This window comes from Gammaproteobacteria bacterium (assembly GCA_021647245.1).
Taxonomy (GTDB): Bacteria; Pseudomonadota; Gammaproteobacteria; order RBG-16-57-12; family RBG-16-57-12; genus JAFLJP01.
Map to the genome: position 1 here is coordinate 1 of JAKIVC010000003.1, position 17,635 is coordinate 17,635.

The following is a 17,635-nucleotide window of genomic DNA, read 5'->3' on the forward strand; positions in this document are numbered from 1 at the left end:
CATTTTGAGTCCATTTTTTTGATCGTTTGAGGCGAATATTGAGCATATTCAACGAAAATGATCGGAGAAATGGGCCTGAATGGCTTTTCCGCAGTAGATTCACCCTAAGTCCGACAGCCTCCTAGGCAAATATCAGGTTATTAAAACAGTATGAGGCAATTATGAGCTGGCGTTTTTTTGTACACTTTTCACACCTTCCACTGGTGCAAAAGGCTCTTTACAGTGGTGCACTTTGTGTATTAGGCCTTGGTTACACATTCGCAATGATCTACGTATTTGCCAGCCACCACGGTCGTGATGGTGAGCCAATGCTCACAGTTGATGATATTGTTATTGCCTACAGTGGCACCAAAACAGGTACCGTGCTGGAATCTTCACTTAGGGGTCCCATGTCTAACATGTTACCCGCCGATGAAAATATAAAAATCAGCAACTGGGTGCGTAACGGTATTACCGAGGAGCGTTATGAGAGTGAGATGAAAGCGATTTTTGATAAACGCTGCATCACCTGCCACAACAAACGTAACCCTCACCTCCCACAACTGGAAGATTTTGAGGGTATCCAGAATGTTGCCGAGGAGGATCATGGTGCTGACCTGTATACGCTGGTACGGGTTTCACATATTCATCTGTTTGGTCTCACCTTCATATTTTTCATTATTGGATCAATCTTCTGCCACGCCTACTTGAAGCGTGAATGGGTTAAGGTTTCACTTATTACTGTCCCTTTTATCGCCATATTCCTTGATATTTCCGCCTGGTACATCACCAAAATATTTGAACCCTTCGCTTGGGTTGTACTCATCAGCGGTGCCGCAATGGGGATCTGCTTTGCGGTGATGTTTTTCATCTCGATGTACCAGATGTGGTTCTACAAATTACCCTCTAATGCCCACCAGGAAGAGCAGGGACTGGTACAGCAAGATGAGGCAGACCCGCCAGCCTCAACCTCATAATTGAAATCGCGGCGCTACTCGGTAGCGCCATCACCCTTTACCCTGAAAGGAGCGATCAATGAAATTCACACGCGTCATGCTGGCACTGCTATTCATATTGCTTAGCGGTTGCGATTCGTCCCCGGCTCCAGACTCGCTGAAAAGTAATCACGAAAAACCAACCACCCCGGAAGAGAGTGACGACACAACCGACCTTTCAAAGGTGGAAGCGACTGTAGCCGAGCCATTTCACATTGGAGACATCGCTGCGGGTCGCCAAGTCGCAAAATCCAGCTGTGCACTCTGCCACGGCATGAGCGGTGTTGAAGCACGTAGCGGTGCTCCCTTCATTGCCGGCATGGAGCAGGATTATCTGATTCGCTCAATGATTGCCTACACCAATGGCGCACGCAAACATGCTGAAATGGAGCGCATTACCCAAAAGGTTAGCCCCGAGAGTCTGGCCAATGTATCTGCTTACTACGCCAGCCTGGAGACCCTGTGGACGGGTGCGGTGGCGGATGCCGAGTCCAAATCAATACTGAGCGATAAAAAAGCACTTAAAGTTGGCTCGCGCATCGCTAAAAGCTGTGATGGCTGCCACGGGGAGAAGGGGCGTAGCCAAAAACATGTCAATACACCAAGCCTTGCGGGTATGCCGCTTGAGTATTTTGAACCGGCACTTAACAGCTACTTTAATGGCGAGCGTGACCACGAATTGATGGCTATGTTCAAAAGTATGCTGGGTGGGGAGAATGAAAAAATTCGCGCTATCGCCGCGCACTATGCGGTTCAAAAGCCGGAAAAACCACCCAAGCCTAAAAAAGGTAACGCCAACCGAGGCAAGCGCCTGGCGGAGCGTTGCGCCGGGTGCCACGGCTATGATGGCAACAGCCTCAACCCCTACATGCCTAGCCTGGCGGGTTCACCCGCTGCCTACCTGGTCAAAGCAACCATGGATTACCGTGATGGCAAACGCAACGAAGAGCTGATGCAAGAGCCCGTAGCCAAGCTGAGTAACCAACAGATTCGTGACCTTTCAGCCTATTACGCCTTGCAAACCACCGAGTCGCCACTACACAAAGATATCGAGTCAGACGGTGCTTTCCACCCGTTGGAAGATGGCAAACGCATGGCCGCCTCCTGTAACGGCTGCCATGGCAACAAGGGTAATAGCCAGATGAAAAACATCCCCAGCCTCACCGGGTTTGATGTCAAATATCTGGCCCGCGCCACCAAAGATTACCAAATTGATGTTCGTCACCATAAAGCGATGACTAACCTGGTCTCCGGGTTGAGTGATGTAGATATCGAAAAAATCGCCTATTTCTATGCCAGGCAGGAGCCGGAACGGCAAAATAAACCGAGTGTTGAAGGTGATATTAGCCGTGGTGAAGAGCTGGCATCCGCCTGTACCGTGTGCCACGGTGACAAGGGCATCAGTGGTGATCCTGCCAATGTACCCGGGCTGGCCGGGCAAGACTCATTTTATCTGGTCTCCGCCACACTCGCCTATAGCAACGGCAAACGCAGCCATGAGAGCATGGAAACGGTTGCTCAAGGCCTCACCACACAGCAGCTCAACGATATTGCGCTCTACTTTGAGGCCCAACAAGCGGCAAAACCGACCACCTACCCACTCTATGACCCTGCCAGACTGGTGGAAGAGCGCTGCAGCTTTTGTCACGGCGAACGTGGGTACAGTACACAACCCGGCGTGCCACGCCTGGCGGGGCAATTGGAACCTTATATTGTGTTAGCCATGCAAGAGTACCAACAAGGGCTGCGTAAAGACCCCAAAATGACCGCCATGTCAGATGTGCTCAGCCTCATCGAAATCAAAGCCATCGCCGCCTACTACGCCAAGCAATAACCCCGCCAACCCGCAGCCACGGTTGCGGGCACACCCACCACAATCCCGAGCAATAGGCATTACTCGCCGCTTTCTGTTAAAATGCGCCACCGCACCACCAAGAGGCCACCCCGTTGTTTGCACATTTCAATTTCCATCGCTCACTGTTACGCGCCCTTAACGAGATGAACATCAAGGATCCGACCGCTGTTCAGGTTAAAGCGATCCCACTGGCACTGGAACAGATTGACCTACAGATCAACGCCGAAACCGGCAGTGGTAAAACCATCGCCTTTTTGGTACCGATGCTACACACCCTGCTAAGCAAAGCCAGCCCAGGAGGCACCCGCGCCTTGGTGCTGCTGCCAACACGCGAGCTGGCCACCCAGGTTCATGGTGTTTGCGCTGAGCTGGCAAAATTCACCCGCCTGAAAATAGATTTAATCAGTGGTGGTGACGATATCAATGCACAGCTTGAACTACTGCAACATAATCCCGATGTCATCATCGCCACCCCGGGTCGACTACTGGAGCTACTGAAAAAAGGTGCCGCCGATTTTCTTGATCTTGAGATGCTGGTGCTCGACGAAGCAGACCGCATGTTGGATCTGGGGATGAGCGATGATGTTCTGACCATTGCCGGGCAGTGCAATAGTGAGCGCCAGACGCTGCTGGTCTCAGCCTCTAGCAAAGGCAGCATTAGCGTCATTGCTCAACAGATAATGAACCAACCTGAGCTGATCTCACTCAATACCGTATGGGATCGACACGCTAATATTCTGCAACAGATGATCCTGAGTGATAACGCACAACACAAGCAAGAGCAGATCTACTGGTTACTGCGTAACGAACACTATCAAAAAGCAATTGTATTTGCCAACAGCCGCGAAAAGGCAGAAAAAATTGGTAGCTACTTGATGCACAGAGGACTGCGTGCAACGGTTCTACACGGCAGTCTAGAGCAGAACCAGCGAGACCGGGCTATGGATCTGCTGCATGACGGTAAAATTAATATACTGGTTGCCACCGACCTCGCTGCACGAGGGCTGGACATCGAAGGCGTTGATTTGGTAGTGAACTCAGCAATGGCGCGCCGAGGTGACAGCTATCTACACCGCATCGGCCGCACCGGCCGCGCTGGTAACAAAGGCCTTGCGATTACATTGATAGATCCCACCGAGTGGAATCTTGCCGCTAGCATTGAGCGCTATCTAAAACAGAAACTGATACGACGCATCATCGAAGAGCTACCCGGCCACTACCGAGGACCCGAGCGAGTAAAAGCATCGGGCAAAGCCTACGGGGTTAAAAACCCAGACAAAAAGAGGCTAACGGCAAGAGAAAAACGCCGTAAAAACAACAAAAAAATCAAACGACAGCGTCGCCAGAAAGCAGACAAGGGGTAACCCATCTGAGCAATCTAGAAGGCTGTCGGGTTTAGGTGATCGTAGCGAGGAAAAACCACTTTAAGTCCATTTTTTTGATCATTTGAGGCGAATATTGGGCATATTCAACGAAAAGGATCGGAGAAATAGGCCGGAATGGCTTTTCCGCAGTAGATTCACCCTAAGTCCGACAGCCTCCTAGACTTTCCTAATTATTAAAATGGAACACGAATATGCGCACCAGAAAAAACATGAGTAAATACGCGGGCATTTATAACGATAGAAATGGCGGCATGACCGACACCGGTAAGGTTATCCGTGATGCCTGGGTGTTTGGGCTCATTCCCGAAACTGAAACCTGTGAGGGGTGGCTCTCAACGGCTATTCAGGATCTGTGGGATAAAACCAGCAAAGAGTGGGAGAAATACGGTTTTTTGGTCAGCAATCTTCCAGAAGAGCAAAGAAAATGCTTCGAACGCATCCAGAGCGAAGCGATTAAACGCGCCAACAAAGAGGGTTGGGATCCGCAAAAAGATATTGATGATGATGTATTGTAACGCGTCACGCTCTTGTATCACTACCCTGTAAAACGGCTGAAATAGATACCACCTGGCTTATAAAATAGCCATGACTTGTCAGGCAACGCCTCAAGCGTAGTACACTAGCGACAGGTTTCTGCAAATTGACCACTACATCGTCACCCGATAAATGGAGTTCCTATGTCTTCAAAGACAACCATGACCACCAAAATTTTAATCTGGATGGTGGCCGGCCTCATAGTAGGTAGCATCATCAACACCTTTTTGTCGGATGTCGAATGGGTGCAGGTATACTTGGTTGAGGGGCTGTTTCTGGTTGTTGGGGCGCTCTTTATCAGCACCCTGAAAATGCTAGTGGTTCCACTGGTCACCTTCTCACTGATCTGTGGCGTGTGTGGTTTAGGTGATGTAAATAAATTAGGCCGAGTCGGCTTGAAATCATTTTTGTTGTTTTTGATGACAACTGCTCTGGCTATCTCCATGGCCATTGCGTTTGCCACACTGATTGGCCCTGGCCAGGGGTTCGATATGGCGGATAATGCGGCAACCAGCTTTACCGCACCCGAGGCCCCGCCTTTGAGCCAAGTTATTATAGACCTAGTGCCCACCAACCCGGTTGCCGCCTATGCCGAAGGAAATATGCTGCAAATCATCTTCTTTACCATTCTATTTGGTATCTGCATATTGATGATTGGTGAGCGTGGAAAACCATTAATTGATATAACCGAGCGCCTCAACGAGGTGATGATGCAGGTGGTCAATATCGTGATGCATATTGCCCCCTATGGCGTATTTGCACTGATGTGCAAAACATTTTCTCAGCAAGGGCTAGACCTCATTATTCCGATGATGAGTTATTTTTTGACCGTGGCACTGGTGCTGTTACTACACCTCACCGGCACTCTGATGCTGATACTCAAACTACTGGGCAAAGTGAACCCCCTCATCTTCTTAAAAAAAATGCGTGCTGCGCAGATTTTTGCCTTTAGCACCTCCAGCTCCAACGCCACCATTCCGGTCACACTCACCAGTGTTGAAAAACGTATCGGTGTCGACAACTCCACCGCCTCATTTGTGGTTCCGTTTGGTGCGACCATCAATATGGATGGCACCGCGATCATGCAAGGTGTTGCCACTGTCTTCATCGCCAATGTGTACGGTATTGAACTGGGTTTAATGGGCTATCTTACCGTGGTATCAATGGCGGTACTGGCCTCTATCGGCACCGCCGGTGTGCCAGGTGTCGGATTGATCATGCTGGCCATGGTATTAAACCAGGTGGGGCTGCCGGTTGAAGGCATTGCGCTTATTATCGGCGTTGACCGGCTGCTGGATATGATGCGGACGGCGGTCAATGTCACCGGCGATGCGGTGGTGACCACCGTGGTTGCCCGCTCTGAAAAAACGCTGAATATGGATACCTTTAACAACCCGGATGCTGGCGTTATCGATAAAAACATAGAGCTGCCCCATCAAAAACCAACCGGCACTCATCAAGCCTGAACACGACAAAGAGAGCACCATGAGCAAAACAAAAATTTATTTAGGTAACCTCAGTCAATCAGTCACCCAAGAGACCCTGAAACAGCACTTTTCAGAGTTTGGTGAGATTAAAGAGGTTCTTTTGCCACAAGACCGAAAAACCAAACAGATCAAAGGATACGCTTTTATCATCTTTAGTCAGGAGTCGTCAGCTGAACAAGCACTGGCTCAAGATGGGCAGAGCGTTTTCGGCCAAGAGATTATCGTACAGATTGCCACTGAAAAATCACGAGTAAAAAAATCACAATGACCAATAACGAAATCATCAAAAAACTACGCATCGCCCTCGACCTGAAAGAGATCGATATGATCGAGATATTTGAAATGTCAGGATATGAGATAAAGAAGTCTGAGCTATCCGGCATTTTTCGTAAAGAGGGGCATAAAAACTACAAGGTGTGTAGCGACCTACTGCTAAATCACTTCCTGAATGGCTATATTATTCACAAACGTGGCGTGCAGGAGCACAGTGCGTAATACTCCCTTAAATAAAATGCCATGAAAGAACAAATAGGTCAGATAACTCCCCATAAAGGCGCTATTCTCAGCATATGAGCACTCACCACCCCATCACTCTCCTGGGTACACCTGAGCAGGAAAGCTTCCTTATCGGCAGCCAAAACCAGCGCCAGAACCTGATCAATATGATCATCACCAAAGAGATTCCGGTCACCGTTCATCTTGTTGATGATACTAAAAAAACCACCGTAAACTTCTCCACCCGCCTACTCGGCATTGATCCGGAAAACGGCTCTCTGATATTTGAGACGACACCCGATGAGCCGCTCAACCAGCAGATCAGTGAAGCGACAATGCTCTATTGCGCATCGACAATTAATGATGTGCCCATCGAATTTATGCTGGATGCACCGCATCAGGAGAAATGCACCGATAAAATGTGCTTTATCACCCCCTTCCCGCAACTATTGATACGCATGCAGCGGCGGGAGTTTTTTCGCATTAATATTCCCCAAGGCATCTCCGCTATTTGCTACTTCCCGACCGATACCACCCCGGTGAAAACCGAGTTGGCTGACATCAGTATTGGCGGATTTTCGATTCTGGTTCATGGTGATTGCCACCTGTCATTCAAAGTGGATGACATTATAGAGGCGTGCGAAATTCAACTCTCACTGAATGATGGCTTTAAAACCACTTTAAAAGTAAAAAACAACATCGTAAAATCAAATAATAACAGCGAAACAACCACCCTGATCGGTTTCACTTTTATCGATATATCGGCATCGATAGAGAGCCAGATCCAACGATTTATTTTTAATATAGAGTCGAAGCGACTGCGTACACGTTAAACCTCAGCCCATGGAGAGCGAACCACCGTGTCAAACAACATAGAATCCACCCTCATCGAAGAGCGTCTGTTCACTCCATCCGCCGCGTTTGCCAAGCAAGCCCGCATTACCCCCGAAAAGCTACAACAGTTGCGCGCAGAAGCCGACAACGATTACACCGGCTTCTGGGCCAATCGGGCCAATCAGGAGATCAGCTGGAAAATACCGTTTAGCAAAGTACTCGATGAGAGCCGGGCACCCCATTTTAGCTGGTTTGGCGATGGCAGCCTCAACGTCTCCTACAACTGCCTGGATCGCCACCTTGAAAACCGTGGCGACAAAACTGCCATCATCTTTGAAGGTGAACAGGGCGACACCCGCCATATCAGCTACAAAGAGCTGTATGGCGACGTGTGTGCAATGTCTAACCTCTTAAAGAGCCAAGGGGTGGTCAGTGGTGATCGCGTTGTCATCTATATGCCAATGACCCCGGAAGCCGTTATCGCCATGCAGGCCTGTGCACGTATCGGAGCCATACACTCTGTGGTATTTGGTGGTTTCTCCGCTGAGTCACTCAAAGATCGCATCGAAGATGCCCGCGCAAAAATCCTGATCACCGCTGATGGTGGTCACCGTGGCGGAAAAATCGTTGCACTAAAAACTGCCGCCGATAAAGCACTTGACGCTGGCTGTCCGAGCATCGAAAGAGTCATCGTTCTGCAGCGTACAAAGCAGCCGATCAACATGCAGAGCGAACGAGACATCTGGTGGCACGATGCTGTTGCAGAGCAGCCCCGCCACTGCGAGCCTGAGTGGGTTAATAGCGAACATCCTCTCTTCCTGCTCTACACATCAGGCTCCACTGGTAAGCCAAAAGGGATACAACACGCCAGCGCCGGTTATCTGCTAGGAGCTATCACCACCTGTAAATGGGTCTTTGACGTACAAGAGAGTGACATCTTCTGGTGCACCGCCGATGTTGGCTGGATTACCGGCCACACCTACGTTGCCTACGGGCCACTGGCTATCGGTGGCACCGTAGTGATCTACGAAGGTGCACCCACGGTTCCTGATAGCGGGCGTTTCTGGAAGCTCTGCCAAGACCACAAAGTGACTATTTTCTATACCGCTCCCACTGCAATCCGTGCACTCATGAAGCTGGGGGATGAGATTCCCAACCAATATGACCTCAGCTCAATACGCCTGCTCGGCACTGTGGGAGAGCCGATCAACCCGGAAGCCTGGATCTGGTATCACACCGTGATAGGAAAAGAGCGCTGCCCGATTGTCGATACTTGGTGGCAGACCGAAACCGGCGCCAATGTAATAGCCCCCCTCCCCGGTGCCACCGCCACCAAGCCCGGTTCATGTACACACGCCCTGCCCGGCATGGATGTGGATATCGTTGATGAACAGGGAAACAGTATTACCGAAGCCAATCAAGGAGGCTATCTGGTCATCAAAAAACCGTGGCCCGCCATGTTGCGCACGGTATGGGGAGATGAACAGCGCTACAAAGAGACCTACTGGGGAATGTTTGATGGAAAATATTACCTGGCAGGCGACAGCGCCCGCCGCGATAACGATGGCTACTTCTGGATCATGGGACGCATTGATGATGTATTGAATGTCTCCGGCCATCGCCTGGGCACCATGGAAATCGAATCCGCACTGGTCGCAAACCCCATGGTGGCTGAAGCAGCGGTAGTGGGTCGTCGCGATGAGATCAAGGGTGAAGGTATCTTTGCCTTTGTGGTGCTTAAAGGCGAACGCCCGGCAGGTGGTATCGATCAGGCACTTACCCAAGAGTTACGCGCCTGGGTCGGCGAACAAATTGGCCCTATCGCTAAACCGGATGAGATGCGCTTTTCTGACAACCTGCCCAAAACTCGTTCCGGAAAGATAATGCGCCGCCTGCTCCGCACCATTGCCAAAGGTGAAAAAATCACCCAGGACACCTCAACACTGGAAAACGAAAATATCCTGAAACAGCTACAGGGAATAGAGTAACTGCCATAACGTGTAGCAGGGGGCAAGCCCAGTCCATCAACCCTCTTGTATTGCCTGGTCAGGCAATACAAGAGGGTAGAGGGCTGCCCCCGCCTGTTTTGTTCTAAATCCGCAACTCCAGCTCAGTAATAAACACCGTAGCACGCTGCTTTCCAGTCAACAGACTTGTCTCATTGTATTGGACAAGATCCGCCCGCCAATGAAGATTGCGTATCACCTCCATGGACATCCCCACACCCAGCAGATCATAGTCACGACCAGAAGAGGTCACACTGGCCGCAGAGAACGCGGCGCGCCACTTTCGACCCTGCCACTTGCGCCCACGCCATGAGACCCCCATATTGATCTCCTCCTGGTCATAGTTGGCAGTACGCAGATTACTATCACCTCGCCACACATACGCCGTACCCAAGGTGAAGCGGCCACGGCGCAACTCACCACCCACACTCCATGAATCGAGATCCGCACGCTGGGTGCTGGCATCCGCATCACCCGTCACATAGCCACCACTAACTCCACCGACCCACTCGCCGATATCTTGCTGATACTGCACCCCAAACTCCATGGCGTTACGTTGGCGGGTGCGGTCACGGGGGTCAATAGCATCCTGGTTGCGCGTATACTCAGGCGCATACGAGAGGCCATAACGCCACCCCCTCATAGGTGCTGAGAGAAATATAAGCTTTGCCGCATCACTGGTATCATATGCCGAAAGCAGTGCCTGACTGCCAACATAGCGTGAAAAATCACCCCGTATCTGCCCCAGCGCAGTAATCGGTGCATGAAAAGCCAGCCGATCCGCCGGACCATCCTGCTCACCTATCTCCACACGCCCGAAGCTACCCACCATATATGCGTAGATCTCATCACGCTTCAAATCTTCTGCAGTGTGAGTATTTGAATCATACTCGACACGCAACCCGTAAGTCAGTGCATTGTCACTGATCCAACGCAAATTCAAACGCAGTGACGCATCGCCATTCCAGTTACTACTATCACGCGCCGTCATATTAGTATCCAGTGCCGATACCTGCGAAGAGAGCGCTAAGCGTGCCCATGCCTCAAAACCATCATTGCTGTATTTGAATCGCTTAGCCTCAACCGGTGAAGCCGAGAGCAACGTGGCGGCAATAATCAAGGGAGCCACCACATGTCGTGCGGAAAAGGAAGGAAGTATGTTGTACATCATATCTGGCCTTATATGGGTTCTTAGTACAGACACAACGATAGCCAAACTGATTTATTCCACCCCGCGATTATTTTTTATCTCTAGACTCAAAAAAGAGAGCCTGCCAGATATTATCTCTCTGAGTAATATGAACGAAGAGATGCAGACTCTTAAGTTTGCATTATTGCCTATAATGGCATCAAAGGGTTCTGACACCAGCAGCAGTAAGTTAAGCCCTAATAAATTTCATTAAATAATCGAAGGGGTCAGCAAAGTTAATTTATTTATTTAGTATATGGCTTTTCAAAGCACATGACAGCAGCCGTAGCAGATTTATTACTCGTTGTATATTCGGAAGCATAAACCATTTTCCAGCCATCATATTTCTTTAAATTAGCATTCATAGCTCTTTCACTACTAGTACTCATATCAACACAACGCATCATTAGGTTGGAACCTTCATGGCCTGATTCTCGAGAGAGAGAGCTAATATTTGCTCCAACACAACCTGTTAATAATATGACCAAGCTTAAAGTTATAATTTTTTTCATTTTGTATCTCCATATTTGGCGCGGATTTTAGTCATAAGTGCTCCGCATTTTAAAAGTGTGGGTCTGTACCAACACCAGCATGTTAAACCTGACTCTTCCTCTGCCTTGTGAGTGAAAAAAGATACCAAATATTATTTCGCTGAGGGTGCTGACCCTAGATGCACTGACTTAACCCCGCAGTTAAGTATCGCACCCCAGAGTTCCTTGCCCCCTTTGATTGATATTCCAAGGATAGATTTGAATCCCAACCCTTCAGATCTATTCGCGCCGCCAGGTGGTGCCTTGGCCGCTATCTTCCAAAATAATACCTTCTGCTTTCAATTGATCTCGAATTCGGTCGCTCTCAGCCCAGGCTTTACTCTTGCGCGCATCCAGACGTTGCTGGATCAGCTGTTCAATCTGCTCATTACTGATGCCGGCTTCACCCGCTGTGCCGTTTTGGAAAAATGCTTGTGGCTCGCGCTGCAAGATACCCAGCGTTGCCGCCAGCTGTTTTAGCTGCGATGCCCACAGCACGGCTTTATCATGGTCACGGTTACGGGCCTTATTAACTTTTCCAGCAAGTTCAAACAGCACAGCCATGGCCGCCGGGGTGTTAAAGTCATCATTCATCGCAGCAAAGAACTTTTCAGCCATTTCACCCGTCATCTCTACACCCCTATCGATTTCGATACCACGTAGCGCCGTGTAGAGTGTGGTTAGCGCATTTTTCGCCTCATCCAGATGGCTATCTGAGTAGTTGAGCGGGCTGCGATAGTGACTATTCAATATGAATGAACGCACCACTTCTGCATCATAAATTTTCAACACCTCGCGGATGGTGAAAAAGTTATTCAGCGACTTCGACATCTTCTCATCATTAATCCGCACAAAACCGTTGTGCATCCAGACATTGGCAAACTTTTCGCCGGTGGCGGCTTCAGATTGTGCGATTTCATTTTCATGGTGAGGGAATTGCAGGTCCAGACCACCGCCATGAATGTCAAAGTGGTTTCCTAGGCAACAGGTCGACATAGCAGAGCACTCAATATGCCAGCCCGGACGGCCTGCACCCCAGGGTGACTCCCAGCTAGGCTCCCCTGGCTTGGCTGATTTCCACAACACAAAATCCATCGGGTCATTTTTTGATTCATCCACGGCAACCCGCTCACCGACACGCAAATCTTCCAGCCGCTTACCGGAGAGCTGGCCATAGCTCTCAAACTTTGAAATATCGTAATAGACATCACCATTCTTTGCTGCATAGGCAACCCCTTTATCAACCAGAGTCTGGATCATCTCCAGAATCTCTTGCATGTAATGGGTTGCCCGTGGTTCCTGATCAGGCGGTAAAATGCCCAGCGCGGCTTCATCGGCCTTCATTTCGGTGATAAAACGCTCGGTAAGTGATGAGTAGGGTTCGCTATTTTCGTTGGCCCGCTTGATTATTTTGTCGTCAATGTCGGTCACATTGCGCACATAGGTGACCGCTTCTTTACCATAGAGGTGGCAGAGGTAGCGGTAGACCACATCAAACACTACCATCACCCGGGCATGCCCCACATGGCAGAAGTCATACACCGTCATACCACAGACATAGAGCCTGACATTTTTATCGTCTATCGGTTGAAAGGACTCTTTTTTACGGCTCAGATTGTTGTGTATTTGCAGCATCAGGAAGCGGTTCCGTTAGTTGGCTTGGATGAGCGGCTTTTGTATCAAGCCGAAAAGCTTTATATTATGCCCTACTTATTAATTAGGATGTAGTGATGAAACTATTAATTTCAGCCATTCTGGCATCATGCCTGTTCATTTCTGGCTCGGTGCTGGCTGCCGAGAACCCCCGGGTTAAAATAGAGACCAATCTGGGTGATATTATCTTGGAGCTCAACCCACAAAAGGCTCCCAAAACAGTTGAAAATTTTTTGCGTTATGTTGAAGAGGGATATTATCCGGGCACCATTTTCCATCGGGTGATTGCCAACTTCATGATCCAAGGGGGTGGATTTACCACGGACTACAGTAAAAAACCCACCCATGAACCTATCAAAAATGAGGCCTATAACGGCCTGCGCAATGAACGAGGTTCAATTGCCATGGCGCGTACCGGCGAGCCGCACTCGGCAACGGCACAATTCTTTATTAATGTACTCGATAACGGCTCGCTTAATTACCGCAGCAAAACACCTCGCGGCTGGGGCTACACTGTGTTTGGCAAAGTGGTCGAGGGGATGAATACTGTGGATACAATCCGTGATGTTCGCACCGGTCGTGGTGGCCCTTTCCGCAGCGATGCGCCACAAGATAAAGTCATTATCGAAAACGTCACTCTCATCAATTAAACAGGTAAATATAATGATTAAGATCAATACCAATAAAGGCAGCTTCACACTGGAGCTGGATGCAGAAAAAGCCCCTAAAACAGTTGAAAATTTCATTCAATATGCCAAAGATGGCTTCTACGATGGCACTATATTTCACCGTGTCATTAAGGGGTTCATGGTTCAGGGTGGCGGCATGGAGCCGGGTATGCAGCAGAAAAAGACCAACGCCACCATTGAAAATGAGGCAGACAATGGTCTGACCAATGAGGTGGGTACCGTCGCCATGGCACGCACCCCCGACCCGCACTCGGCCAGCTCACAGTTTTTCATTAATGTGGCCAACAACAGCTTTCTCAACTTCAGCTCGGCAACAGCAGAGGGGTATGGCTACTGTGTGTTTGGAAAAATAGTGGATGGCATGGAGATCATCTCTGAAATTGAAGGTGTTGAAACAGGGACCGTCTCGGGACATCAAAATGTACCTGTAGACGACATCATTATCGAAAGCATCGATATTATTGAGTCAGCCGCCTAATGGCCGACTATTTCATCTCTGATCTGCATTTGGGGCCACAACAGCCCCATCTGACCGAGATATTCATTCGCTTCCTGAATAGCCGCGCCCGTGATGCTGAGCGGCTCTTTATTCTGGGTGATCTTTTTGAGTACTGGTTAGGTGATGATGCTATACACCCCCACTATCAGCCGGTTATTAGCGCGCTGAAAAGCCTGAGTTCGAGCGGTGTCGAGGTCCTCTTTATGCGGGGTAATCGTGACTTTTTGGTGGGCCAGCACTTTGCTGATCTGACCGGTGCCACACTACTGGATGATCCCTGCGTATTTGACGTAGCCGGTGAGGCAACACTGCTCAGCCACGGTGATATTTTTTGTAGTGACGATACTGCCTACCAACAGTTTCGCTCCCAGGTCAGAAATCCTCAATGGCAGGCTGAGTTTCTCTCAAAATCCATCGAAGAGCGGATGCAGTTTGCAGAACAGGCGCGCAGCGCCAGCCGCGAAGCAACCCAGGAGAAGAGCGACGCCATAATGGATGTTAATCTACAGAACGTGAGTGACAGTATGCAAAAATACCACGTCTCACGCTTAATTCATGGCCATACCCACCGGCCCGCCCAGCATACACTTGAAGTCGGTGGCCAGCGCTGCCAGCGGATCGTGTTGGCTAACTGGAATGATCATGGGCACCTGCTCATCTGCGGCCGGCAATGTACCACCGAAAAGATCACATAGGCACTTGGTTTTACAGGGGAGTTATGGGGGCATCGCCGTATCATCGTGTAACATGCTCATGATGAGTTATCCGGGTTAGCCCGGATATTTATCTGCAAGCCATAACGCCACATTTTTTCAATACCCACCACGGTATAAATCAACACACCGCCCGCCAGCACCCACAACCATTCGGTAATACCGATGGGCGCACTACCAAACAGCTGATTTAAAATGGGCAAGTAGGTAAACAGCAGTTGTAACAGCACCATGAGTGCAACCCCAACAACTAGCCAGCGGTTGGAGAAAACCCCCAGCTTAAACATTGAATAACGCAGTGACCGGCAGTTAAGCAGATAGAAGGCCTGACCAAATATAAACATATTAACCGCGACGGTACGCGCTGTTTCGATGCTGCCGCCTTGTCGTAGGGTCAACTCAAACAGTCCAAAAGCCCCCACTAACAACATCATGCCAACAATACCGATACGCACACCCAACTCGCGAGTCAATACCGGGGTGTTAGGTCGCCGGGGTGGACGCGCCATAATCCCTGGCTCCTTATTTTCGAAGGCCAGCATCATCCCTAATAGCAGTGCGGTGGTCATGTTGATCCAGAGAATCTGTACCGGGGTCACTGGCAGAGCAACTCCGGCAATAATAGCCACTAGAATCACCGAACCCTGGCCGACATTTGTGGGTAACGTCCAGGTGATAAATTTAACCAGGTTATCAAACACCGCCCGCCCCTCCTCTACCGCCGCCTCAATGGTGGAGAAGTTGTCATCAGTCAACACCATATCCGCCGCCTCTTTCGCCACCTCGGTACCCGCCACGCCCATGGCAATACCGATATCGGCCTGTTTAAGTGCCGGCGCATCATTGACGCCATCACCCGTCATGGCGACTATGTGGCCACCGGCTTGTAGCGCCTCGACTAGGCGAAGTTTCTGCTCCGGAGAGACCCTGGCAAAAACCGAGATCCGCTCGACAACTGCCAGCAGCTCGTGATCAGGCAGTGCTGAGAGTGTATGACCGCTCATGGCAAAGCGCTCATGTCCACCCTCTGTCACGCCCTGCAAACCAATCTGCTGGGCAATCGCTGCGGCGGTTGCCACATGGTCACCGGTGATCATTTTGACCTGAATCCCCGCCCGCTGACAGGCTCGTACTGCGCTGACCGCCTCCACTCTAGGGGGGTCCATCATCGCCTGTAGCCCCAAAAAGGTGAGCCCTTCTGCCACCTCCGCATGGTTTACCGAGGAGATTGAGGCCCCAATACGTTGACAGGCGAACGCCAATATGCGCAGCCCGCTGGCGGCCATTATCTCCATTTCATGGTGAATTGCGGCCTGATCAATGGGCCGCTCTTCACCCTTTACGTCCACACAACAACGGCAACGGGCAAGCACTTTTTCAACCGACCCTTTCAGATAGATGATCGCCCCGCCATTACCCAAATCGTGCAGCGTCGCCATATATTGATGCTGTGACTCAAACGGCAGAGTGTCGCGGCGCGGCCATTGCTTTTCAACCGTTTCACGCACCAGCCCCGCTTTTTCCGCCGCAACAATTAAAGCGGCTTCGGTGGGATCACCCTCAATCTGCCACTCGCCTTCGTGATTAAATAACCGTGAATCATTACAGAGCAGGCCTGCTATCAAGCACTGCTCTAGGGCTGGGTACCTCTTCAGGTCAATCGCTACCCCATTGAGTAACATCTCCCCTTGTGGGGCATAACCTATGCCGGAGAGCTGAAACCCCTGACCCGCTACAAAGAGCTGCTGCACTGTCATCTGGTTTTGTGTCAAGGTGCCGGTTTTATCAGAGCAGATCACCGTGGTACTACCGAGTGTTTCCACTGCGGGCATTTTGCGGATAATGGCATGGCTGCGCGCCATTTTGTTCACACCAATCGCCAACATAATGGTCATCGCCGCAGGCAACCCTTCGGGTATGGCCGCCACGGCTAATGCCACCGCCGCCATAAAGGTGTCAAGCAGTGACTCACCACGTAACCAACCGGCCAGTAGCGTAAAAGTGGCCAGAATTAAAATAACCCGTAACAGAATGCTGCTGAAATGGGTTATTTTTTTAGTTAAAGGTGTCGCCAGCGTATCGGCACTGGCAATCAGCGTGTTGATATAGCCTATTTCTGTCTCATCGCCAGTGGCAACCACAACACCCGTAGCCGTACCATAGCTGACAAGCGCTGATGAGTAGGCCATATTGATGCGATCCGCCAGCGGTGTCTCGCGGACCAGTTGCCGAGACTGCTTCTGCACCGGAACCGACTCCCCTGTCAGGGCCGACTCATCAATCTGCAACTCGCGGGTCGATAACAGTCGCAGGTCGGCAGGCACCCGATCACCTGATTGTAAAAAAACCACATCGCCCGGCACCAGCTCAGCGGCGGAGAGCTGTACTTTCTCCCCTGCTCTCAGCACCATTGCACTCCCCTCCAGAGTACAGCTCAGCGCCTCAATCGCTTTTAACGCTTTTGACTCTTGAATATAGCCAATAACCGCATTGATCAGCACCACCCCAAAAATCACACCGCTATCTACCCACGCTTGCAATAAAAAAGTAATTAGCGCCGCAGCCAGCAGAATGTAGACCAATGGCTGGTTAAACTGCAACAGGAATAGAATAAAGGGTGATTTTCCCTTTTTAAGCGTCAGGCGATTTTCGCCATAATGGGCTTGCCGGTGGGCTACTTCAAAAGTATCTAACCCTTTACTTTCCTCCACCTCCAACAGTGTCATTACCTCATCATCAGGCAGATGGTGCCAATGTTTTGAAAGTAAGTTCTCCACCTTATGCTTCCTTAT

16 protein-coding genes are annotated in these 17,635 nt (G+C 50.1%); 12 read left to right on the plus strand and 4 right to left on the minus strand.

Going from position 1 to position 17,635, the window contains the following annotated elements:
• Window positions 1-161 precede the first annotated feature (161 nt).
• The 9 genes from L3J94_01315 (at window position 162) to acs (ending at window position 9,552) form a co-directional block, all read left to right on the plus strand.
• A complete protein-coding gene (locus L3J94_01315) occupies window positions 162-956 on the plus strand; it encodes an elongation factor-1 alpha (protein ID MCF6217393.1) in 795 nt (264 codons plus the stop codon).
• 58 nt (window positions 957-1,014) lie between these two features.
• Window positions 1,015-2,808 (plus strand): c-type cytochrome, encoded by a 1,794-nt coding sequence (locus L3J94_01320; protein MCF6217394.1) that lies wholly within the window; start codon window positions 1,015-1,017, stop codon window positions 2,806-2,808.
• A 113-nt stretch (window positions 2,809-2,921) separates the two neighbouring features.
• Window positions 2,922-4,193 (plus strand): DEAD/DEAH box helicase, encoded by a 1,272-nt coding sequence (locus L3J94_01325; GenBank protein MCF6217395.1) that lies wholly within the window; start codon window positions 2,922-2,924, stop codon window positions 4,191-4,193.
• A gap of 212 nt (window positions 4,194-4,405) precedes the next feature.
• On the plus strand, window positions 4,406-4,729 hold the full coding sequence (locus L3J94_01330) for a hypothetical protein (GenBank protein MCF6217396.1): 324 nt from the start codon (window positions 4,406-4,408) through the stop codon (window positions 4,727-4,729).
• A 162-nt stretch (window positions 4,730-4,891) separates the two neighbouring features.
• A complete protein-coding gene (locus tag L3J94_01335; GenBank protein MCF6217397.1) occupies window positions 4,892-6,214 on the plus strand; it encodes a dicarboxylate/amino acid:cation symporter in 1,323 nt (440 codons plus the stop codon).
• A 19-nt stretch (window positions 6,215-6,233) separates the two neighbouring features.
• Window positions 6,234-6,503: an RNA-binding protein gene (locus tag L3J94_01340; GenBank protein MCF6217398.1), complete on the plus strand. Its 270-nt coding sequence runs from the start codon at window positions 6,234-6,236 to the stop codon at window positions 6,501-6,503.
• Window positions 6,500-6,730: a DUF1456 family protein gene (locus L3J94_01345; protein ID MCF6217399.1), complete on the plus strand. Its 231-nt coding sequence runs from the start codon at window positions 6,500-6,502 to the stop codon at window positions 6,728-6,730. Before L3J94_01340 ends, L3J94_01345 begins: the two co-directional genes overlap by 4 nt.
• A 74-nt stretch (window positions 6,731-6,804) precedes the next feature.
• On the plus strand, window positions 6,805-7,563 hold the full coding sequence (locus L3J94_01350) for a flagellar brake protein (GenBank protein ID MCF6217400.1): 759 nt from the start codon (window positions 6,805-6,807) through the stop codon (window positions 7,561-7,563).
• 27 nt (window positions 7,564-7,590) lie between these two features.
• Window positions 7,591-9,552 (plus strand): acetate--CoA ligase, encoded by a 1,962-nt coding sequence (gene acs / locus L3J94_01355; protein MCF6217401.1) that lies wholly within the window; start codon window positions 7,591-7,593, stop codon window positions 9,550-9,552.
• A gap of 103 nt (window positions 9,553-9,655) precedes the next feature.
• Here the strand turns inward: acs and L3J94_01360 are convergent, their stop codons facing one another.
• From L3J94_01360 to cysS, 3 genes are all read right to left on the minus strand, one after another.
• Window positions 9,656-10,741, minus strand: a complete 1,086-nt coding sequence (locus tag L3J94_01360; protein MCF6217402.1) for a porin — start codon at window positions 10,739-10,741, stop codon at window positions 9,656-9,658.
• Between the two features lie 263 nt (window positions 10,742-11,004).
• Complete coding sequence (locus L3J94_01365; GenBank protein MCF6217403.1) at window positions 11,005-11,271, minus strand: hypothetical protein; 267 nt, start codon at window positions 11,269-11,271, stop codon at window positions 11,005-11,007.
• 258 nt (window positions 11,272-11,529) lie between these two features.
• Window positions 11,530-12,924, minus strand: a complete 1,395-nt coding sequence (gene cysS / locus L3J94_01370; protein ID MCF6217404.1) for a cysteine--tRNA ligase — start codon at window positions 12,922-12,924, stop codon at window positions 11,530-11,532.
• A gap of 95 nt (window positions 12,925-13,019) precedes the next feature.
• Here cysS and L3J94_01375 point away from each other — a divergent pair, with 95 nt between their 5' ends.
• The 3 genes from L3J94_01375 to L3J94_01385 are packed head-to-tail and all read left to right on the plus strand — an operon-like array spanning window position 13,020 to window position 14,825.
• Window positions 13,020-13,592 (plus strand): peptidyl-prolyl cis-trans isomerase, encoded by a 573-nt coding sequence (locus L3J94_01375; protein ID MCF6217405.1) that lies wholly within the window; start codon window positions 13,020-13,022, stop codon window positions 13,590-13,592.
• Between the two features lie 13 nt (window positions 13,593-13,605).
• On the plus strand, window positions 13,606-14,109 hold the full coding sequence (locus tag L3J94_01380; GenBank protein MCF6217406.1) for a peptidylprolyl isomerase: 504 nt from the start codon (window positions 13,606-13,608) through the stop codon (window positions 14,107-14,109).
• Entirely contained in the window at window positions 14,109-14,825 is a 717-nt protein-coding gene (locus L3J94_01385) for a UDP-2,3-diacylglucosamine diphosphatase (GenBank protein MCF6217407.1), read from the plus strand. The genes L3J94_01380 and L3J94_01385 overlap by 1 nt, the downstream gene beginning before the upstream one ends.
• A 56-nt stretch (window positions 14,826-14,881) precedes the next feature.
• On the opposite strand, the gene L3J94_01390 is transcribed toward L3J94_01385, so the two are convergent.
• A complete protein-coding gene (locus L3J94_01390; GenBank protein ID MCF6217408.1) occupies window positions 14,882-17,620 on the minus strand; it encodes a cation-transporting P-type ATPase in 2,739 nt (912 codons plus the stop codon).
• Between the last annotated feature and the right edge of the window lie 15 nt (window positions 17,621-17,635).

Excerpts from the sequence above, each read along its gene's own strand:
- L3J94_01315 (MCF6217393.1), top strand. The coding sequence starts at position 162 with ATGAGCTGGCGTTTTTTTGTACACTTTTCACACCTTCCACTGGTGCAA.
- L3J94_01320 (MCF6217394.1), top strand. The coding sequence starts at position 1,015 with ATGAAATTCACACGCGTCATGCTGGCACTGCTATTCATATTGCTTAGC.
- L3J94_01330 (MCF6217396.1), top strand. The coding sequence starts at position 4,406 with ATGCGCACCAGAAAAAACATGAGTAAATACGCGGGCATTTATAACGAT.
- L3J94_01335 (MCF6217397.1), top strand. The coding sequence starts at position 4,892 with ATGTCTTCAAAGACAACCATGACCACCAAAATTTTAATCTGGATGGTG.
- L3J94_01340 (MCF6217398.1), top strand. The coding sequence starts at position 6,234 with ATGAGCAAAACAAAAATTTATTTAGGTAACCTCAGTCAATCAGTCACC.
- L3J94_01345 (MCF6217399.1), top strand. The coding sequence starts at position 6,500 with ATGACCAATAACGAAATCATCAAAAAACTACGCATCGCCCTCGACCTG.
- L3J94_01350 (MCF6217400.1), top strand. The coding sequence starts at position 6,805 with ATGAGCACTCACCACCCCATCACTCTCCTGGGTACACCTGAGCAGGAA.
- L3J94_01360 (MCF6217402.1), bottom strand. The coding sequence starts at position 10,741 with ATGATGTACAACATACTTCCTTCCTTTTCCGCACGACATGTGGTGGCT.
- L3J94_01365 (MCF6217403.1), bottom strand. The coding sequence starts at position 11,271 with ATGAAAAAAATTATAACTTTAAGCTTGGTCATATTATTAACAGGTTGT.
- cysS (MCF6217404.1), bottom strand. The coding sequence starts at position 12,924 with ATGCTGCAAATACACAACAATCTGAGCCGTAAAAAAGAGTCCTTTCAA.
- L3J94_01375 (MCF6217405.1), top strand. The coding sequence starts at position 13,020 with ATGAAACTATTAATTTCAGCCATTCTGGCATCATGCCTGTTCATTTCT.
- L3J94_01380 (MCF6217406.1), top strand. The coding sequence starts at position 13,606 with ATGATTAAGATCAATACCAATAAAGGCAGCTTCACACTGGAGCTGGAT.
- L3J94_01385 (MCF6217407.1), top strand. The coding sequence starts at position 14,109 with ATGGCCGACTATTTCATCTCTGATCTGCATTTGGGGCCACAACAGCCC.